Here is an 18,516-nt window from a genome sequence, read left to right on the forward strand (position 1 = left end):
TCTGCTCCTTTCTCGTTTGATTACCGTTTATAATCATTATACATCACTTATTAGAAAATGTGGATAAATAATAATAAATTTGCCCTAAATTTACGTTAGAATCGTTGCTACAGAATTTTTTATTGATATAGAATTTCAAATTTGATTTAGTAAATTTTTTGTAAATAAGTTCGAGTAAAGTCTTATTTTGAAAAACTCCACCGCTTAGCAAAATTTCTATTTTTTCTTTTTTTGAAATTTCAAAAATAATATCAGCCAAGCCATTTATAAATGCCGTTGCAGCCGCTCTTGGCTCATCTTTTAAAGCACTTTTAAAAGCTTCTTCAAAGCCGATCACTCCATCATCTAGGCTAAATTTATAACACACATCTAAATTTTTATCATAAAGTGATTCAAGTCTCATACCACTCTCGCCCTCAAAACTCGAGTGAAAAAGCCCACAAATAATCGCTCCAAATGCGTCAAATATCCTACCAACTGAGCTAGTCTTTACTAAGTTTAATCCTTTTTGCTCCATTTTTTTAAAATTTGCAAGCATTTTTTCATCAAAATTTACTAAAAATTTACTAGCTTCGTCCTCAAGAGAGTATTTTAAAATAATAGAATATGCGATTAGATAAATATTTTTGATGCTGTTTTCGCCCCCAAATAGACTAAATTCATCAAAATGATAAACTCGCTCGTAACTCTTTTTATCAAGCCTAAAGACCTCGCCACCCCAAATTTTACCATCCTCCCCGTATCCAGTGCCGTCAAAACAAAATCCAAGATACTTTTTATCTGCTAGATCGTTTTCAAGGATCACGCTTAGCAAATGCGCGTAGTGGTGCTGCAAATGAACTAGCTCAAAGCCCTGATCCTTTGCCCATTTTGTATTTAAAAAATTTGGATGCAGATCGGCTATGACCTTGTCTATTTTTAGGTTGTAAGTCTTATAAAAAAGGGTAAAAATATCTTTAAATCTATCAAAAGTCGCTACGTTTTTTAGATCACCAATATACGGGCTAATCATCAAAAGCCCGTCTTTATAGATACAAAATGAGCTTTTTAGCTCCGCTCCAAGGGCTAAAAATGTCCCTTTTTGCTTGAAATTTGTATGAATGAAATTTGGATTTAGCCCACGGCTTGTCCTTGTAAAAATCGTCTCATCACCAGCACAAAATGCGATACTATCGTCACTTGGCGAGTAAATTTCTCGGTCGTGATCAAGGTAAAAGTCTATGACGTCACCTAGCTTTTCTCTTAGCTCACCCTCATCTTTTATTACAACTTCGCCTGATATGTTTGCGCTAGTTGCAATGATGTCGTGCAAAAGATAGTCAAATAGCAAAAGATGTATGCCACTAAATGCAAGCATAACGCCAAGCTTGTTTAAATTTGGAGCGACACTTTTTGCGATATTTGAGCCATTTTTTGCTTCAAGCAAGACGATGGGTTTTAAATTTGAGTTAAGTAGCTTCGCCTCTGCCTCTGAAATTTGCGCTATTTTTCTGGCGTTTTGTAAATTTTTACTCATCAGCGCAAAAGGCTTACTTGGGCGGTGTTTTCTGGCTCTTAGCTCGCAAACTGCGTCTTCGTTTGTCGCGTCGCAAACTAGATGAAAGCCACCAAGCCCTTTAATGGCTAAAATTTTGCCCTCGTTTATGAGCTTAGCTGCCTCTTTGGCTGCTTCGTTTTTACTAGCCAAGACTTTGCCAAATTTATCTTTTAGATAGAGTTTTGGTCCGCAGTTTGGGCAAGAGATCGGCTCTGCGTGATAGCGGCGATTAAGCGGATCTTTGTACTCGCTCTCGCAAAATTTGCACATTTTAAACTCATTCATCGTCGTATTCACCCGGTCATAAGGCAACGCTTTGATGATCGAAAATCTAGGCCCGCAGTTGGTGCAGTTTATAAATGGATATTTGTAGCGTGGATTTGTGGGGTCATAAAACTCGCACAAGCAGTCATCACAAAGTGCGTAATCAGGCAAAATAGGCGCTTGTTTGGTGGCTGACTTTGAAGCGATGATCTCAAGCTTTTCATAAATTTTATCTATTTTAATCTTCTTTAGCTCATCAATCCTAGCAAGGGCTGGCAGCTTCTCATAAAGCTCTTTTTCAAAAGCCAAAAAGTTAGCCTCTTCGCCGCTAAAATTTAGCTTCACACCCTCGTCGTCGTTGTAAATTTCACCAACTAGCTTAAATTTATCCGCCAAAGTATAGACAAAAGGTCTAAAGCCCACACCTTGAACTAAGCCTTTGATCTCATATCTAAAGCTTGATCTCAACGCCAAATCCGGGGTCAAAATTTGTTTTTATATTTGGGTTTAGGTGCTTTTTTATCAAGTTGCTAACTACCTTATTATAAAATAAATCCCCGCTTAAAGTAATATTTTTGATGTTAAATTTATCTCGTTTTTCATAGCTAAAATCGCTCAAAAAATGTGCCAAAGACTCGGTGCAACCAAAGCTGATGTTCTTCTCTCCAGCGCCAGCAAGGATGAATGAAATGATACTTTTTACAAACTTAACCCCGTCTAAACCAAACTCATCTTTCATCTTGTAATCAATCCTAACTCCCTTTTGACCGCTAAAATCAGCTGCCATAAGAAGCAAATTCTCCCCTGCTTTTTTAAAGTCATCGCCTAAGCCAAGTATGCGCCCAGCTATGCAAAATATCGAGAAAAAGCTAGCATTTGAACTAAAATTTCCACTTGGTAAAGTATGCTCTTTGCTGAAATTTTCAAGTAGCCTTTCGCCGCCCTCATCAGCTCTTATGAGCTCATAAATTTCTTCAAAGCTACTAAATTTTGGCAAAAATAGAAGCTGCGTTTTGCTTGATTTTGAAAGCAGGCAAATTTCGTCATCACTAAATTTGCTAAATTTTAACCCCAAAGCTATATCGCTAAAATTACTAAGCTCAAATTCCTCGTTTTTTGCATAGAAAAATGGGCTTAAAACTGCGCTACTTTCAAGCAAAGTAAGCCTTGAAAGAGCATTTTTTTGCTCCTTTACTTTAACGCTTAAAAAGCTAAAGCTCTCTTTGTTTAGCTGCTCGCAAAGGGCGTAAAGAAAAAGATCATTTGGCGCCATCACGTCAAAAAATAGTGGTGCATCCTCGTGATTTTGTCTATAAATGGCTGTCGTCTTTAGAGCTAAAAGTGGCTTTTCAAAGCTAGCTAAAAATGTCAAAACTCTATCATCGGCAATAAAAATTTTTGGTAGATGCTTTAAATTTACAGGCATCAAGAAATTTGCGTCAAAATTTACGCCAAGAGAAATTTCATATAAATTTTCATCCTGTTCTATACAAACACTCTTGCCGTTTTTTAACAAATTTAGGCAAGCTTTTAGCTTTTCATTAAAATTACCAAGCGTTATCTCGCTCTCAAATTTACTCTCACATAGCACGCCACTTTCATTTAAGATAGCCTTTTCGCTAGCCAAAAAAGCGCTCGCTTGAGTCGGAGTTAGGCCGCCAAATTTTATCTCATTTATCTTGCTATCTTCATCAAGCTCACTTACAGCCAAGACCTCACTGTGCTTTATAAAAAGACTAAAAGGCAAGAGCGTACTTGCTTTATTTGCCACGCTCTCAAGCTCGCTGGCATTACCACTTACCTTTAGACAAATTTCATCTTCTTTGCACTTTATACTATGAGCTAGATCGCCAGCAAGCAAGCGTAAAAATGGCGCTAGAAACGAAGCGTCTTTGTGGCAAGTAAATTTAAAAGCAAGTATCATTTTAAACCTTTTTTAGCGTATTCATCAACGATATCATTTAGGGTAAAATTTGCCACCTTTTCACACTCAAAATCAAGCTCTTTTAAGTGTTCAAGCAGCGTTTTTTCTAAAATATTAGAAGCTTTTATAACCTCATCTGAGAGGCTAAAATTTGATGATTCTATGCGGCTAGGCACGATGCCTAAGATTTTGGTTGTCGGCCTGTCGCCTGCAAGCTCCATTAGATGAAGGGTTTGAAGCATCTCGATCTCGTGAGCCGAGCCGTCCCAACTGATAAAATTTGGCACGTTTAGAAAGTCGAAAAAATAAACATCGCCCACGCTTGCGCCATTTGCGCTAATGCAATCAACGACGATAAGATAGTCAAATTCGCTTATTATGTGAGTTAGAGCGAGGGCTAAAGTGCCCCCGTCCATTAGAGTAAGCTCGTTTTTAGAACTTGTAAAGTTATAGTTTTTAGCCATCAAATTTACAAAATGAACACCTATGCCCTCATCGGCAAACATCACGTTGCCGATACCAAGAACCAGCACTCTCATCAGTGTTCTTTTACAAATTTATAGCCACTAACGATAGCGTCCATCGCTCCATTTTTGCCTTTAACAGCGTTAAATACCGCCATATAAACATGAATAGGCACAAATATCATGATGATCCACATGCAAATTCTATGTATCGTTCTAACATTTGCTAGTCCGCCCATAAGCTCTTCAAAAAACCTAGCTGGCTCATAAAGCGCTCCGCCAAGTCCCTCATGATAAACATGAACATAAAGCACAAGACCGCTTAGGCAAATAAGAGTCAAAATAAGATAAAAGAAGAAGTATGAGGCAAACTGCAAAGGATTATAAACGCCCCTTAAATGCGGATGCGGCCCCATAAAAAGATAGTATTTGATCTGTGCGATCCAAATTTTTGGATTTAGAAAATCGACCACACTCATCCACTCTTTTTTACTATGTTTATCAAAGACAAATAGATAAAATTTAAAGATAAACGCCGCTATTAGCACAAAGCCAGCGATCTGGTGAGTCATACGCCACTTTGCTTGCATAAAATTTGTAGGCTCGCTCGTGATCTCTGGACTCACAAAAACGTATGAGATATAGTAGCCACTCACAACCAAAAGTGTGATCGCTGCAAATCTAATCCAGTGTGTCAGCCTAACGCCGATGGAGAATTCATATTCGCTGATCCTGTCAGGATTTTTATGTGACATCTTTTCTCCTTACAAATTTGGATTTATCTTATAAGTACTCAAATCATTTCCCTTTGTATCCATAACATGCACAGCGCATGCGATGCAAGGATCGTAAGAGTGAATTTTTCGTATTATCTCGAGTGGTTTTGAAAGATCAGCGATCTTTAAACCAACTAAGCACGCCTCATAGCTTCCCATTTGATTTTGCGCATCTTTTGGAGAGGCGTTCCATGTGCTTGGTACGACTGCTTGCCAGTTTGTGATAACACCATCTTTTATGCGGCACCAGTGGCTAAGCGCACCTCTTGGAGCATTGCCTTGAAAATTTCCTTTGTACTCTTTTTTGTTATCGATTACATATTTTGCGCAAGTCTCTTGATCTGATTTTAAATTTTCTACCAAGGCATTAAATGCATCCATTGTGTGCTCTGCTACTACTTTTGCCTCAAGCATACGAGTAGCGGTTCTGCCTAGAGTTGAGAAAACTGCGCTTAGCGGTAAGCCACTCTTTGCTAAAAATTCATCAACTACTTTTTTAACTCTCTCGTTACCTCTAGCGTAGTTTATAACGATACTTGCTATTGGACCTACTTGCATAGGCATGCCATCATATCTTGGTGCTTTGATCCAGCTATATTTGCCTTTTGTATTAAAAAGCTTACTGTGAGCTAGTTTACCCTCGGCGTCTACGCTCTCGCCGTCAATAAGACCTGTGTAGTTCGCCTCAGTCTCGCCGTCATATGGGTGAAGCGCTTTGTCGTTTTTATACCAAGACCTAGTAGCTTCTTCGGTGATTTTATTTTCATCGATATCATAAACCTTGTTAAGATCGCCATTTAAGATATAGCCACCTTTAAATAGATGATCATTTTTGCCTATCAAAAACTCATCGTAGCAGAGTAAATTTGCCACACCAACGTCGTTTAGAACGCTTGGCTCATTACCATAAGCTTTAGCTGCCATCAAGATATCTGGATAGTAAGCTCTATCTACAAATTCTTTGATCTCGGCAAATTTGCTCATATATTCGCCCATTCTAGCTGGATCCATAAGGTCCATCACGCAGGTCACACCGCCAACTGTTAGGCTTTGTGGATGTGGGTTTTTTGCGCCAAAGATAGCCATCATCTGAGCTGCTGTTCTTTGAATTCTTAAACACTCTAGATAGTGCGAGAGGACGATTAAATTTTGCTCTGGAGTAAATTTATATGTACTATGTCCCCAGTATGCGTTGGCAAATGGTCCAAGGTTGCCCTTTTTAACAAAGGCTTCAACTCTCTCTTTTACCTCTTTTAGCTTGTCAGCTCCTGTGGCAAATGGCAAATCAGTATATTTAAACGCCTCTTCGCTAGCTTTATGCACGTCTGCGCTTAGTGCAGAGACCACGTCCGCCCAATCCATGCCATGAAGCTGATAGAAATGCACGATGTGATCGTGAAGATATAAAGCTGCGTTCATAAGCGTTCTAGTTAGCTCTGCATTTAACGGAGGCTTGATACCAAGAGCATTTTCAACTGCGATAATGCCTGCTCGGTAGTGTGAGTATGTACAAACGCCACAAATTCTTTGCATGAAAAAGCCAGCATCTCTTGGGTCTCTACCTTTTACGATCTGCTCTAAGCCACGCCAAAGAGTTGAGCCAGAATACGCCTCTTTTACGACATTATTTTCATCTACGACAACTTCTATTCTTAAGTGTCCCTCGATACGTGTTATAGGGTCTATTACTATTCTTTTTTCACTCATTTTTTCGCCTTATTCTTTATCTTTACTCATAGAAGCTATAACAGCGTGAGCTGCTATACCAATGCCTGTAAGAGCTAAAATTCCAATGCCAACTTTATCGCTGACGTTATCAGCTCCAAGACCTAAAACAGTATCAAAGAGTCTATCTGCCATAGGCTCTTCAAATGGTCCCATTGTATCCCAGAAGTCTGGCTCTGAGCAGCCTATACAGCCGTGGCCTGCTTGAACTGGCCATGATGTGTGCTGGTTAAATCTCTCGCGTGAGCAGTTATTAAATGTATATGGACCTTTACAGCCTACTTTGTATAAGCAGTAGCCATTTTTTGCACCTTCATCGCCGAAGTTTTGGACAAACTCGCCAGCGTCAAAGTGACCACGTCTTTCGCAAAGATCGTGAATTCTTAAGCCATAAGCCCATTTTGGCCTATTATAAACATCAAGCGCTGGAAGTGTGCCAAAAAGTAAGAAGTGAAGCACGTTGCCAACGATATTTTTCTCACTTGGTGGACAGCCCGCAACATTAATAACTGGCTTATCAGTGACCTTTGAAAGTCCCACTGAATTTGATGGATTTGGCCTTGCTGCTTGAATGCCACCAAAGCTAGAACAGGTGCCGATCGCAAAGATAGCAGCTGCGTCTTTTGAAGCATTTACAGCATGAGTTTTACCTGTTGTGCCATGAGGTCCAACAGTTAGAAAATTTTCAGTCGCACCAGTTGGGATACCGCCCTCAACTAGCAAAATGTATCTGCCTTTGTATTTTTCGATCGCACTCTCTAAATTTTCTTCAGCCTGCCAACCAGAAGCTGCCATGATAGTTTCGTGGTATTCAAGGCTTATGTAGTCAAATATAAGACTATCTATGCTTGGAGCATCGGTTCTTAGTAAGCTCTCGCTACAGCCTGTACATTCTGCCATATGAAGCCATATCACAGGAAGCCTATCGCTAAGCTCAGCAGCACGAGCAACCATCGGTGTCATCGCACTTGGTAGAGCCATAAAAGCTGTCATCGCACCAGCCCACTTCATAAAATCACGCCTCGTAAAGCCCTTCTCTTTTAAAAGTTGCGCAATACTCGAGTCGCTTTTCATCTTAGGCAACGCACTAAGCTCACTTAAGCGTCTATCTATCTTTTGACGCAAGTCATTATTCATATAAGCTCCTTTGCTTGAAAATTTTACTTTTGTTAATAATATCTTTGTTTAAAGAAGTAAAAAATTATTTTATAAAATTAATATTTGTAATTAAATAAATTTTAACTAAAAAATTTAAAATCCCTTTTTTTGCGATATATTTTCAAAATATAAAAAATAATATTTTGAGAAATTTTATTTTATTTTGATGAATCTTCAATATTTTAAGCATATTATTCTGAAAGTAAATATCAACTATAATTTTTAATAATTTCTAAAAATTTAGCATATTTAAGGCGAGAGAAATTTTTGAGATAAAAATTTTTAAAAGCCCAAATGGATGAAATTTAGGCTTTTAAAGTTGCATTAAAATGGCCAGATAGCTTCCATAAGCCTTGTGCCCCAAGGTTTTTTGGTAGATTTGTCTAGCTCGCCCTCGGTTTTATACAAAATTTTGGCATCAGCTATATATTTTGAGTCGATTTCGTTGTTTTGTGAGATGTCGTAAGGTCTGATAACGCCACTTACTTGCATGATCTGCTTTTCGCCGTTTATAAGTAGCTCGCGGCTACCTTCTATGAAATAGTTGCCGTTATTTAGGATTTTTATGATCCTAGCTGAAATGGTTGCGGTAAATTTCTCGCTTCTATTACTCGTACCACTTCCTGTAAATTTATTGCCACCACCTGCTTTAAAGCCGATGTCGCCGTATTTGTTTAGATTATCAGCTATATTTGAAAGTGGAGCGGCTCCAGCCGTAAATACACCTCCACCAAGCGAGATGGTGCTATCTTTATTTGTGCTTTTGCTACCAGTTGAAGTTTGGCTTGCATTTTCTGAGATAACGATAGTCACGATATCATTTACATTCATCGCTTTTCTATCTGAAAATAGCGGATTCTCGCCCTTGCCAAAGAGGCTGCCAGCATTGCTTTGTCCGGTTCCACTATCTTTTGAAGGGAGTTGCTCGACATAAACTGGGGGTTTCATATTGATATGAGGATCAGCACTTGGCGTGCAGCCAGTGCAAATAATGCCCGCAGATAAGACGAGCCAAATCGTTTTATGGTTCATAAAAAATGCCTTAAAATAAGTATCTTTGTGCTAGAATTAAGCAATTTAAGTTCCTAAAAAGGTCGCAAATGAAAAGTTGTTACGTTTTTACAGACAAAAATTTAGCACATCTGCAAGAAATTATAGCTACAAAATTCAAAAAAGTTGAGATTTTTAAGATAATCCCAGATGAAAACGATAAAAATAACTTAATAAATTCAAATGAAAAAGAGTTTTTTCTAAAATTTATAGATAAATATGAAGATTTAAAAGCCAAAAGCGACTTTGTCATAGTTCTTGGCTGTGAGGACTTTAGCGTCTTTGGCAAAAGCGAGCTAAATTTAAAGCTAGCAAGAAATTTAAACGCTCCAGTTTTTGACGAAAATGCAAGCGAGCTAAGGGCACTAAATCCAAACTCAAAGCTTCTAATCACCGATAAATTTGATAAAATTTTGAGCTACAAAGCTGACATCATCACACCATTTAAATTTCAAAGCCTGCTTCTAAAAAGAGCTAAAGCTGCAAACAAGACCGTCGTTTTACCAGAGAGTGACGATGAGAGAATTTTAAAAGCAGCTCACATCGTGCTAGAAAAAGATGCGGCAAATATCATATTGCTAGGACTTGAAGATGAAATTTCAAAAAAAGCGGCCGCTTTGGGGCTAAATCTAAGCAAAGCCAAAGTGATCAATCCAGAACAAAATGAGCTGACAGATGAATTTGCAAAGAAAATTTATGAGCTAAGAAAACATAAAGGCGTTGATGAAGCCAAGGCAAACGCGCTTGCAAAAGATAAAATTTACTTTGCTACGATGCTAATTCACGAAGGCTTAGCCGATGCCTTGGTAAGTGGCGCTACGATGAGCACGGCTGATACGATCCGCCCAGCTTTGCAGATCATAAAAACAAAGCCAAATGTAAGCGTGGTAAGTGGGGCATTTTTTATGGCGCTTGAAGAAGAAATTTTGCTTTTTGCCGACTGCGCCGTCACGCCAAATCCAAGTGCAGATGAGCTAGCTAGCATCACACTAAGTAGCGCTCAAACGGCAAGTGCCTTTGGTCTTAACCCAAAGATCGCTATGCTGAGCTACTCTACGGCTGATAGTGGAAGTGGGCCTGATGTGGAATTTATAAAAGAAGCTGCCAAAAAGGTGAGCGAGCTTGATGCAAATTTAAAAATCGCAGCACCTATTCAGTTTGACGCAGCCGTTGATCTAAGCGTGGCTAGTAAAAAGATGCCAAACTCAGAGGTTGCTGGGCATGCAAATGTCTTTATCTTTCCAAATTTAAACTGCGGAAATATCTGTTATAAAGCAGTTCAGCGAAGCGCAAACGCTCTAGCTGTGGGTCCAATACTTCAAGGGCTAAAAAAGCCAGTTAATGACCTAAGCCGCGGTTGCCTCGTTGAAGACGTGGTAAATACTATCTTAATCAGTGCCATACAAGCAGGAGAATAATATGAGAATTTTGGTTTTAAACTCGGGTAGTAGCTCAATAAAATTTCAACTTTTTGCAATGGATACCAAAACCAGTCTAGCAAGCGGTCTAGTCGAGCAAATCGGCAGCTCCAGCTCAAGAGCGGTGTTAAAAGCAAATGGCGAAACCTACGAGATAAAACGCTTTATAAAAGACCACCATGACGGACTTGAGGCGATGAACGAGCTCTTTGTCACATCACACACCTTGCACGATCTAAGCGAGCTTGATGGTATCGGACACAGGATAGTTCACGGCGGAGAGAGCTTTTTTAGCTCAATGATCGTTGATGAGAGCGTCATCAAAAAGATCGAGGAGATAAGTCCACTTGCCCCTCTTCATAACCCAGGGCACCTTGCTGGCATCAAAAATGCGATGAAAGAGAGCAAAAACGTGCCTCACGTGGTTGTTTTTGACACGGTATTTCATCAAAGCATGCCAGAGTATGCCTACCGCTACGCTCTACCTTATGACGTTTGCAAGACTCATCACATCAGAAAATACGGCTTTCACGGCACTTCGCATAGATACGTCTGCAAGCAAGCGGCCAAAATGCTTGGCATAGAATTTGATAAATTTAACGCTATCTCGCTTCATCTAGGCAACGGCGCCTCAGCCTGTGCGGTACAAAACGGCAAAAGTATCGATACCTCGATGGGTCTAAGTCCACTTGAAGGGCTCATAATGGGTACAAGAAGTGGCGATATGGACCCAGCAGTGGTTATCTACCTCCTAAATATCGGTGTTTTAAAATGGAACGAGATAGATAACTTTTTAAACAAAAAAAGCGGACTTTTTGGAATTTGTGGCTCAAGTGACATGAGAGAGGTCGTAGCCAAGATGCAAAACGACGAGCGAGCCAAGCTTGCTTTTGAGATGTTTTGCTACCGAGTAAAAAAATATATTGGCTCATATTACGCCATTTTAGGACGCGTTGATGCACTTATATTTACTGGCGGTATTGGCGAAAATGCACCAAATACAAGGCAAAAAATTTGTGATGATCTAAAACATCTTGGCATTCACATAAATCACGATCTAAATTTCCAAGACATGCGAGGCGAGAGATGCATAGACGGGGATCACGCTAAGATAAAAACGCTCATCATCCCAACAAACGAAGAGCTAGAAATCGCGATAGAAACGGCTAGAGTAATAAAAGAGAGCAAAGCCAAATAAATAGATGTTTAAGCCAGACTTGATATATAAATTTTAAGCCTAATTAGTTTTAAAATAGAATTAGCATTATTTTTAGGTTATAAGATAAAAAGCTTTTGCGATTTTAAGCTCGCAAAAGCTTGCAATCAATTTTTCTTAAAAAATCTCAAAATTTTTGCTTGGAGTTTAAACTGATCTGAAAGCTCCATTATTGGATAAGCTCCGGCGTATTTTTTGCCGCCAGGCAGGTCTTTGCTAACACCGCCGCGTGCAGCGATCTGTGCAAAGTCACCCACTTTTACATGACCAGCTGAGCCGCTTTGACCGCCCATTACGACGTTTCTGCCTAGCACTGTTGAGCCAGCAAGGCCAGTTTGTGAGACGATTAGGCAGCCATTTCCAAGCTCGCAGTTGTGGCCTATTTGAACGAGATTGTCTATCTTTGTGTAGTTTGCGATCATCGTGCTTTCAAAAACGCCACGATCTATCGTCGTGCAAGCGCCGATCTCAACAAAATCACCTAAAACAACATTGCCATTGTGATAAATTTTTACATGCTCGCCAGTTTTTGTATGTGCATAGCCAAAGCCATCGCTGCCTATAACGCAGTTTGCCAGCAGATGGCACTCATTGCCGATGACGCAGTCGTTGTAGATGACGACATTTGGATGGATGATGCAGTTTTTGCCTATAGTTACGTTATCGCCCAAAAATGCTCCAGCCATTACTACCGTATTTTCGCCAACACTAACATTTGAGCCTATGTAGACATTTGGCATTATCTTTGCACTCTTAGCGATATTTGATGGCTTTGGCTCGCAAAAAAGCGGCTTAGCATAATCTTTACTAAGCAAGGCAAATGCAAGGTGTGGATTATCACACACAAGTGCAACCATGCCAGCTGGTACCAAGCCTAAAAGCGATTTTGTCACCAATATGGCTCCAGCGTTTGATGTGCTTATAAATTTTGCATTCTTCTCGCCATCGCAGTATGTTAGCTCAGCTTTATTTGCATTTTTTAAAGAATTTAAGGCAAAAATTTCTATATCTTCTCCACTAAAAGTAGCATTTACTTTTGAGGCTATTTCACTTAGTTTCATCATATATCCATTATCACAGATCCGCCACGTACGACGTCAACTGGGTTAAATTTCTTTATCGATTTTAAAAAGCTCTCGATCCTACTCGCATCGTCAGCCACCATGACAACGATGTAGTTTTCGTTTGTATTTGTGACGATGCCATTGTACGACTTTAGTATCGCCTCAAGACCGGCAAAATTTTCACCAAGTGGAATTTTCACAAGAGCCATCTCTTTTTCGACAAATTCGCCACTTTCTATGACTTTATACGTTGGTATGAGCTTGTGAAGCTGTTTTACGATCTGCTCTAAAACTCTCTCATCGCCACTTGTTACGATACTTAGCCTTGAGAAGTTGCTCTCAGGTATTGGAGCAACGGTTAGTGTATCGATATTGTAGCCCCTGCCCGCAAAAAGTCCAGAAATTCTAGCCAAAACACCGTGTTCATTTAAAACTATAACCGAAATCGTTCTTCTGATACTCATTTATCTTCCTTGCTCTTTAATATCATATTATAAATCGCAGCTCCAGCTGGAACCATAGGAAGCACATCCTCAAAGCGGTCGATCCTAACGTCGATCATCGCTGATTTTTTGCTATCGATCGCTTCTTTTAAAGCCTTTCTAAACTCATCCTTACTCTTGCAAACAAAGCCAACTCCGCCAAATCCTTCAGCGATCTTTACAAAATCAGGCTGCAAGCTAAGATCAGTCGATGAGTAGCGTTTTTCATAAAAAAATGTCTGCCACTGGCGCACCATGCCCAAGAAGTTGTTGTTTAAAATGATGTTTATAACAGGCATATTTATCTCATGAGCCGTCATTAACTCTTGGATATTCATAAGTATTGAGCCATCGCCTGTAAAATTTATAACAAGATTGTCTGGTTTTGCACATTTTGCGCCGATCGCTGCAGGGAGGCCAAATCCCATTGTGCCAAGTCCGCCACTTGTAACAAGCTGTCTTGCTCGGTTAAACGGATAAAACTGCGCCACCCACATTTGGTGCTGACCGACGTCTGTTGAGATTATCGCATCAGCTCCTGCTATCTTTGCGGTCTCTTTGATGACCCATTGTGGTTTTAAGACCTTGTCGCTATCTGTGTAGCCAAGTGGATTTAGTTTAGAATATCTATCTAAAATTTCTCTCCAAGGTGCGTAGTTTTCAGGCTTTGCATTGACTTCTTCATAAAGCTCAGTTAGCACGTTTGTAAGATCACCAACTATCGGATAGTGAGCGTTTATAATCTTTGAGATAGAGCTTGGATCGATATCTATGTGAATTATCTTTGCATGTTTGGCAAACTCATCCGTCCTGCCAGTGATCCTGTCACAAAACCTAGCTCCAAGTGATATAAGAAGGTCGCACTCGCTAAGTGCCATATTTGAAGCGTAGCTACCATGCATGCCTGCCATGCCTAAATTTAGCTCATCTTTTGCGTCAAGTACACCAAGAGCCATCAGTGTCTCAACCGCTGGGATGCCAGTTTTTTTCATAAATTTACGTATGATCTCGCTTGCTCCAGATGCGACCGCACCACCACCGATGTAAAGAAGCGGCCTTTTAGCTTCATTTATCACAACTGCTGCTTTTTTTATCTGTTTTGAGTTGCCCTTATAGGTCGGTTTGTAACTTGGAATAGAAATTTCTTTTGGATAGACAAAGTCGCCAAGTCTTGATGTGATATTTTTTGGGATATCGATATGAACTGGTCCTGGACGGCCTGATCTTGCGATGTAAAAAGCCTCTTTTATGATGCGAGGTAGCTCTTCAACGCTATTAACTAAAAAGTTGTGTTTGACACAGGGGCGTGAAATGCCAACTGCATCGATCTCTTGAAAAGCATCTGTACCGATCATAAATGTTGGTACTTGACCACTTATAAGCACGATCGGAATACTATCACTATAAGCTGTTGCAAGGCCAGTGACAGCATTTGTAAAGCCGGGGCCACTTGTCACAAAAGCAACGCCAACTTTACCACTAACTCTAGCGTATCCATCGGCCGCATGAACGGCTGCTTGCTCGTGGCGAACCAAAACGTGTTTAAAATAAGTCTGCTTGTATGTTTCGTCGTAGATATTTAAAGCTGCACCGCCAGGATAGCCAAAAACTATCTCAACGCCCTCTTCGTGCAAGGCCTCGCTTATCATCTGTGAACCAGAAATCTGTTTTATCATCACTTTAGCCTTTTGATAAATTTATCGCAGATTATATCCCAAAGCATTTTAAATCCATTTTAACTTTCTAGCGAAATTTAGGTATTGCTTTGATTTCCTTGAAAAATTTTTAACTAGTTTAGAAGAATAATACAAAATATTTTACATAAAATTAAACATATTATTTTTAGTAAAATTAATAAATTTAAGTGAGCAAAGGCTATAAAATTTTAAGAGCTAAAACTCATTTGTATAAATTCTAGGCTTAATTTTTTAATTAAAATAAGCCTAAAATTTTGCTTCATTTTTTATATTATTTAGCTTTTTAACGGCCTCGTCAAAGTTATCAGAATTTATAAAAACATTAATATTTTCATTTTTCTTATAGACTTTATCGTAGTATTTTGTGAGTAAAATTTCAGCTACTTTAGCAATATCATTTTCATTAAATTTAACCACAGCTTCATCTCTAGCTTTTTTATCGATAAATGGCGAAATTTTCTTCATACATTCGTCAAAAAAGGCTTTATCCACACTTTTATAGTCATCTACTATACAAGAAATTCTTTTTTCTAAACTTGCGCTCACTTCGACATTTATGCCACTACGCATCGCATCATAAAGGCTCTTTGGCAAGCTTAATGAGCCTATTCTTCTACTTTCGCCCTCAATAAAGCAAATTTTATCTTTTAGCGTTATGAGCTTTTCAAACAACGCATCTTCAAAGCTTTTTTGGCTTGGCTGCGCGCCATTTATCGCCCCAAAGACAGAGCCTAAATGATTTGCCATAGCTTCAAGGTCTATTGACGGGCTTAGAGACCTTATGAGCTTACTTTTATAGCAGCCAGTATTTCCAAAAAGAGTGATAAATTTTGTACTTAAAGGTCGATTTAGAAATTCTAAAACATGATTTCTATAAGCTTTATAGCCACCACTAAGCCTAAAAACTCTATATCCTATCATGCTTAGAACATAGCCAATAGAATTTGATCTAAGCCCGCCTTTAGCGCAGTAGATGCCAATAGCTGAACCAACCTTGGCTCTTTTATAAACCTCATCAATGATATTTTGTAAATTTTTGCAGATATATTTTGCGCCAAGGCTCTTTGCTAGGGATCTATCGCTTTTATAGAGTGTGCCTACCTCTTTATGTTCTGCATCATTTAAAGCGTATAAATTTATAGCATCTTTTATGTGTGAATATAAAAATTCATGCGGCGATCTTGCGTCTATTAAAATTTCAAAAGAGCTTCTTTTCTCTAGCCACTGCTCTACATCAAGCTCAAATAACGGCACTAAATGCCTTTTTTAGTTTCTCAAAAAGTGGATGAAATGGCGTGCCATTTACTCTCACATCAGAGATGGTGGTTATAAAATTTGTATCCCCGCTCCACCTTGGCACAAGGTGATAATGCACATGCTCAGCTATGCCAGCTCCTGCTGCTTTGCCTAAATTCATACCTATATTCACGCCATTGGCATAAAGCTCTTTTTTTAAAATTTCAACTCCAAGCCTTACAAATTTACTCATCTCAAACCAAGTCTGCTCATCAAGCTCTTCGATCTTGTCGGTATGCTGATTTGGTATTATCATAAAATGACCTGGAGAATACGGATATAAATTCATAATCCCAAAACAATGTTTAGCTCGAAAAAGTACGCCGTTTTTCTCATCATCATTTGAGTTTATAACATCACAAAAAACACAGCTATCTTTTTTAGCGCTAAAGTATTCGCTTCTCCAAGGGGCACAAAGGTGCTGCATTACTCGCCCTCCTTTATCTTTTTGACGGCATTTTTTATATCGTCTTGCCTCATAAAATGCTCTCCTATCAAGAAAGCATCTACGCCTATTTTGCTTAGCTGCCTAAGCTGTTCATGCTCGTAAAGACCACTTTCAGCTACTATTATCTTGCCATTTGGCAAAAGTGGTATGAGCTTCTCACAAAGGCTCATATCCATCGTAAAATCATCTAAATTTCTGTGATTTATGCCTATTATATTTGCTCCTGCAAAGATAGCCTTTTTCACATCACTCGCGTCGTGAGTTTCAACCAAAACTTCAAGCCCTAAGTGATGAGCGTAGTCTAAAAGCTCTTTTAGCTCATTTAGAGTTAACGCTTTTGCGATGAGCAAGATAAAATCTGCCCCGTAAACAAGAGCTTCAAGAATTTGATACTTGTCAACGATAAAATCTTTTCTAAGGATCGGCCTTGATGCATAGCGCCTAACTTGAGTGATATACTCGATGCTACCTTTAAACCAATGTGGCTCAGTTAAAATACTAAAGGCATTTGCGTATGGCTCGTATTCCTGAGCGATTTTTATAGGCTCAAAGTCTTCTCTTATCACACCCTTACTTGGGCTTGCTTTTTTGATCTCTGCTATGATTTTTATAGGCTCATTTTGACTTGCTCTAAGTGCATTTAAAACATCTCTTGGCACGTATGGATTATACGCGAGCGAGCGACCAAGCCACTCCTCAGGGAAGTCTGCTTTTCTTTTTTCAAGATCATCTTTAGTTTTTTTAATTATCTCATCAAGTATCATTTTTTAAGCCTTTTGTTTAGATTTATTATACAGCGCTCTATTAGGTGCAAATGCTCTTTTGCCTCTTTTGAAGTCCTAAAATCAATATCTTTCATCGCGTGCTGCATAATGCTTTTTGCCTTTTTGCACTCACCAAGCTTAAAATATCCCCACGCTAGCGAATCCTCATAATAAGGCGACTCAGGCGAGATGGCAAGCGCCTTTTGCACAAGCTCTATACCCTTTCTAGGATCAATATCATGATCTATCAGCAAGTAGCCATAATAGTTAAAAAACATATCATTTTCTAGTTTTGGCACACTAGCTTCAAATTTATCTAAAATTTCAGCCATTTTTTGTTCGTTCAAGGCATCTTTATTCATCTCGTATTCGTAAATCGCGGCTTTTGCTAAAAAATTTAAATCCCTGCTATCATTATAAATTTTAACAGCAAGTATGTATGCGTCACCAAAATTACTAGTCGCCGCATAAAGATCCATAAGAGCTATATCGTTGTAGCTATATTTTTTTAAAATTTCAATTGCTGCTTTGTAATTTTTATCATAGATAAAAAACTGCACGATCTTATCAATATACGAAGTATCGTGATTTAGCTCATAAAGCTCTTCAAAGAGTTCGATCACTTTTGGGAAATTTCTTTGCTGGGAGTAAATTTCAGCCAAAAGCTCGCAAGTCTTTAGCGTGCAGCCTTGTTCATCTCTAAATTTTTCAAGATATTTTGTAGCGTCTTTTATCTTATCCATACGATTTATCAAAATATCAACGATACGGAGCAAGTTTTCTTCTTCTTGCTTTAGTGAGTATGCCTCTTCAAAGTATTTTAGTGCAGTCGTTGTTTCATTTTGCATCATACAAATTGTGCCAAGCATGAGTAAATTTTGGGCATTTGGCTCTTTTGTAGCAAGCTCTTGCATTAAACTTTTAGCCTCATTTAGCTTTGAAAGATTTACTAAATTTGCCACCTTTATACGGATAAAATCGCTATCGTCTTTTAAGCTTTTTTCGCCTTCACTTATCAAAGTGTCTAAATTTTCATTTTTTGTAGCAAAGGCGAGTTTGATCGCCTCTTTTAAATAAGCTTTTTGATTTGTATCTTTAAAAATGTTTGAGTAAGCTTGAATGCTAGCATTCACATCTCCGCTATCTTGAAACAATAAAGCCTGCATTAGACGTAAATTTATACTTTTATTATCGTCAGCCAAAAGTAGCTGCGAGTTAAAAAATATGCTCATA

16 protein-coding genes are annotated in these 18,516 nt (G+C 38.8%); 2 read left to right on the top strand and 14 right to left on the bottom strand.

Annotated features, from left to right (window positions below):
- Nucleotides 1-43 precede the first annotated feature (43 nt).
- From hypF to flgH, 7 genes are all read right to left on the bottom strand, one after another.
- Nucleotides 44-2,269 carry a carbamoyltransferase HypF gene (hypF, locus tag CVT15_RS04950; protein ID WP_107898138.1) on the bottom strand — a complete coding sequence of 742 codons (2,226 nt, stop codon included), beginning with the start codon at nucleotides 2,267-2,269 and terminating at the stop codon, nucleotides 44-46.
- The gene (locus CVT15_RS04955; protein WP_103577427.1) at nucleotides 2,253-3,725 is read right to left on the bottom strand and encodes a hypothetical protein; all 1,473 of its coding nucleotides are present in this window, start codon (nucleotides 3,723-3,725) and stop codon (nucleotides 2,253-2,255) included. The genes hypF and CVT15_RS04955 overlap by 17 nt, the downstream gene beginning before the upstream one ends.
- Entirely contained in the window at nucleotides 3,722-4,264 is a 543-nt protein-coding gene (locus tag CVT15_RS04960; RefSeq protein WP_103577428.1) for a HyaD/HybD family hydrogenase maturation endopeptidase, read from the bottom strand. The genes CVT15_RS04955 and CVT15_RS04960 overlap by 4 nt, the downstream gene beginning before the upstream one ends.
- Nucleotides 4,264-4,944, bottom strand: coding sequence for a Ni/Fe-hydrogenase, b-type cytochrome subunit (gene cybH / locus CVT15_RS04965; RefSeq protein ID WP_103577429.1), 681 nt, complete (start codon nucleotides 4,942-4,944; stop codon nucleotides 4,264-4,266). The genes CVT15_RS04960 and cybH overlap by 1 nt, the downstream gene beginning before the upstream one ends.
- A 9-nt stretch (nucleotides 4,945-4,953) precedes the next feature.
- On the bottom strand, nucleotides 4,954-6,672 hold the full coding sequence (locus CVT15_RS04970) for a nickel-dependent hydrogenase large subunit (protein ID WP_103577430.1): 1,719 nt from the start codon (nucleotides 6,670-6,672) through the stop codon (nucleotides 4,954-4,956).
- Nucleotides 6,673-6,681: 9 nt separating this feature from the next.
- Nucleotides 6,682-7,827, bottom strand: coding sequence for a hydrogenase small subunit (locus CVT15_RS04975; protein WP_084041138.1), 1,146 nt, complete (start codon nucleotides 7,825-7,827; stop codon nucleotides 6,682-6,684).
- Nucleotides 7,828-8,172: 345 nt separating this feature from the next.
- Entirely contained in the window at nucleotides 8,173-8,880 is a 708-nt protein-coding gene (flgH, locus tag CVT15_RS04980) for a flagellar basal body L-ring protein FlgH (RefSeq protein WP_072594280.1), read from the bottom strand.
- Nucleotides 8,881-8,948: 68 nt separating this feature from the next.
- Between flgH and pta the strand changes: the two genes are divergently transcribed.
- Together pta and CVT15_RS04990 are read left to right on the top strand one after the other, a co-directional pair.
- The gene (pta, locus tag CVT15_RS04985; RefSeq protein WP_103577486.1) at nucleotides 8,949-10,316 is read left to right on the top strand and encodes a phosphate acetyltransferase; all 1,368 of its coding nucleotides are present in this window, start codon (nucleotides 8,949-8,951) and stop codon (nucleotides 10,314-10,316) included.
- A 1-nt stretch (nucleotide 10,317) separates the two neighbouring features.
- Entirely contained in the window at nucleotides 10,318-11,514 is a 1,197-nt protein-coding gene (locus CVT15_RS04990) for an acetate kinase (protein ID WP_103577487.1), read from the top strand.
- 125 nt (nucleotides 11,515-11,639) lie between these two features.
- On the opposite strand, the gene lpxD is transcribed toward CVT15_RS04990, so the two are convergent.
- The 7 genes from lpxD to CVT15_RS05025 all read right to left on the bottom strand — a co-directional run bounded on the left by lpxD (nucleotide 11,640) and on the right by CVT15_RS05025 (nucleotide 18,515).
- A complete protein-coding gene (lpxD, locus tag CVT15_RS04995) occupies nucleotides 11,640-12,593 on the bottom strand; it encodes a UDP-3-O-(3-hydroxymyristoyl)glucosamine N-acyltransferase (RefSeq protein WP_054196684.1) in 954 nt (317 codons plus the stop codon).
- Nucleotides 12,593-13,054: an acetolactate synthase small subunit gene (ilvN, locus tag CVT15_RS05000; RefSeq protein ID WP_223154204.1), complete on the bottom strand. Its 462-nt coding sequence runs from the start codon at nucleotides 13,052-13,054 to the stop codon at nucleotides 12,593-12,595. The genes lpxD and ilvN overlap by 1 nt, the downstream gene beginning before the upstream one ends.
- 2 nt (nucleotides 13,055-13,056) lie before the next feature.
- Complete coding sequence (locus CVT15_RS05005; protein WP_230853991.1) at nucleotides 13,057-14,751, bottom strand: acetolactate synthase large subunit; 1,695 nt, start codon at nucleotides 14,749-14,751, stop codon at nucleotides 13,057-13,059.
- A gap of 270 nt (nucleotides 14,752-15,021) precedes the next feature.
- The gene (gene mnmH, locus CVT15_RS05010) at nucleotides 15,022-16,029 is read right to left on the bottom strand and encodes a tRNA 2-selenouridine(34) synthase MnmH (protein WP_107898139.1); all 1,008 of its coding nucleotides are present in this window, start codon (nucleotides 16,027-16,029) and stop codon (nucleotides 15,022-15,024) included.
- On the bottom strand, nucleotides 16,016-16,498 hold the full coding sequence (locus tag CVT15_RS05015; protein ID WP_107898140.1) for an HIT family protein: 483 nt from the start codon (nucleotides 16,496-16,498) through the stop codon (nucleotides 16,016-16,018). Before CVT15_RS05015 ends, mnmH begins: the two co-directional genes overlap by 14 nt.
- Nucleotides 16,498-17,283 (bottom strand): indole-3-glycerol phosphate synthase TrpC, encoded by a 786-nt coding sequence (gene trpC, locus CVT15_RS05020; protein ID WP_107898141.1) that lies wholly within the window; start codon nucleotides 17,281-17,283, stop codon nucleotides 16,498-16,500. The genes CVT15_RS05015 and trpC overlap by 1 nt, the downstream gene beginning before the upstream one ends.
- Nucleotides 17,280-18,515: a tetratricopeptide repeat protein gene (locus CVT15_RS05025; protein ID WP_196373512.1), complete on the bottom strand. Its 1,236-nt coding sequence runs from the start codon at nucleotides 18,513-18,515 to the stop codon at nucleotides 17,280-17,282. Before CVT15_RS05025 ends, trpC begins: the two co-directional genes overlap by 4 nt.
- Nucleotide 18,516: the final 1 nt, after the last annotated feature.

The organism is Campylobacter concisus, from assembly GCF_003048595.2.
GTDB lineage: Bacteria > Campylobacterota > Campylobacteria > Campylobacterales > Campylobacteraceae > Campylobacter_A > Campylobacter_A concisus_L.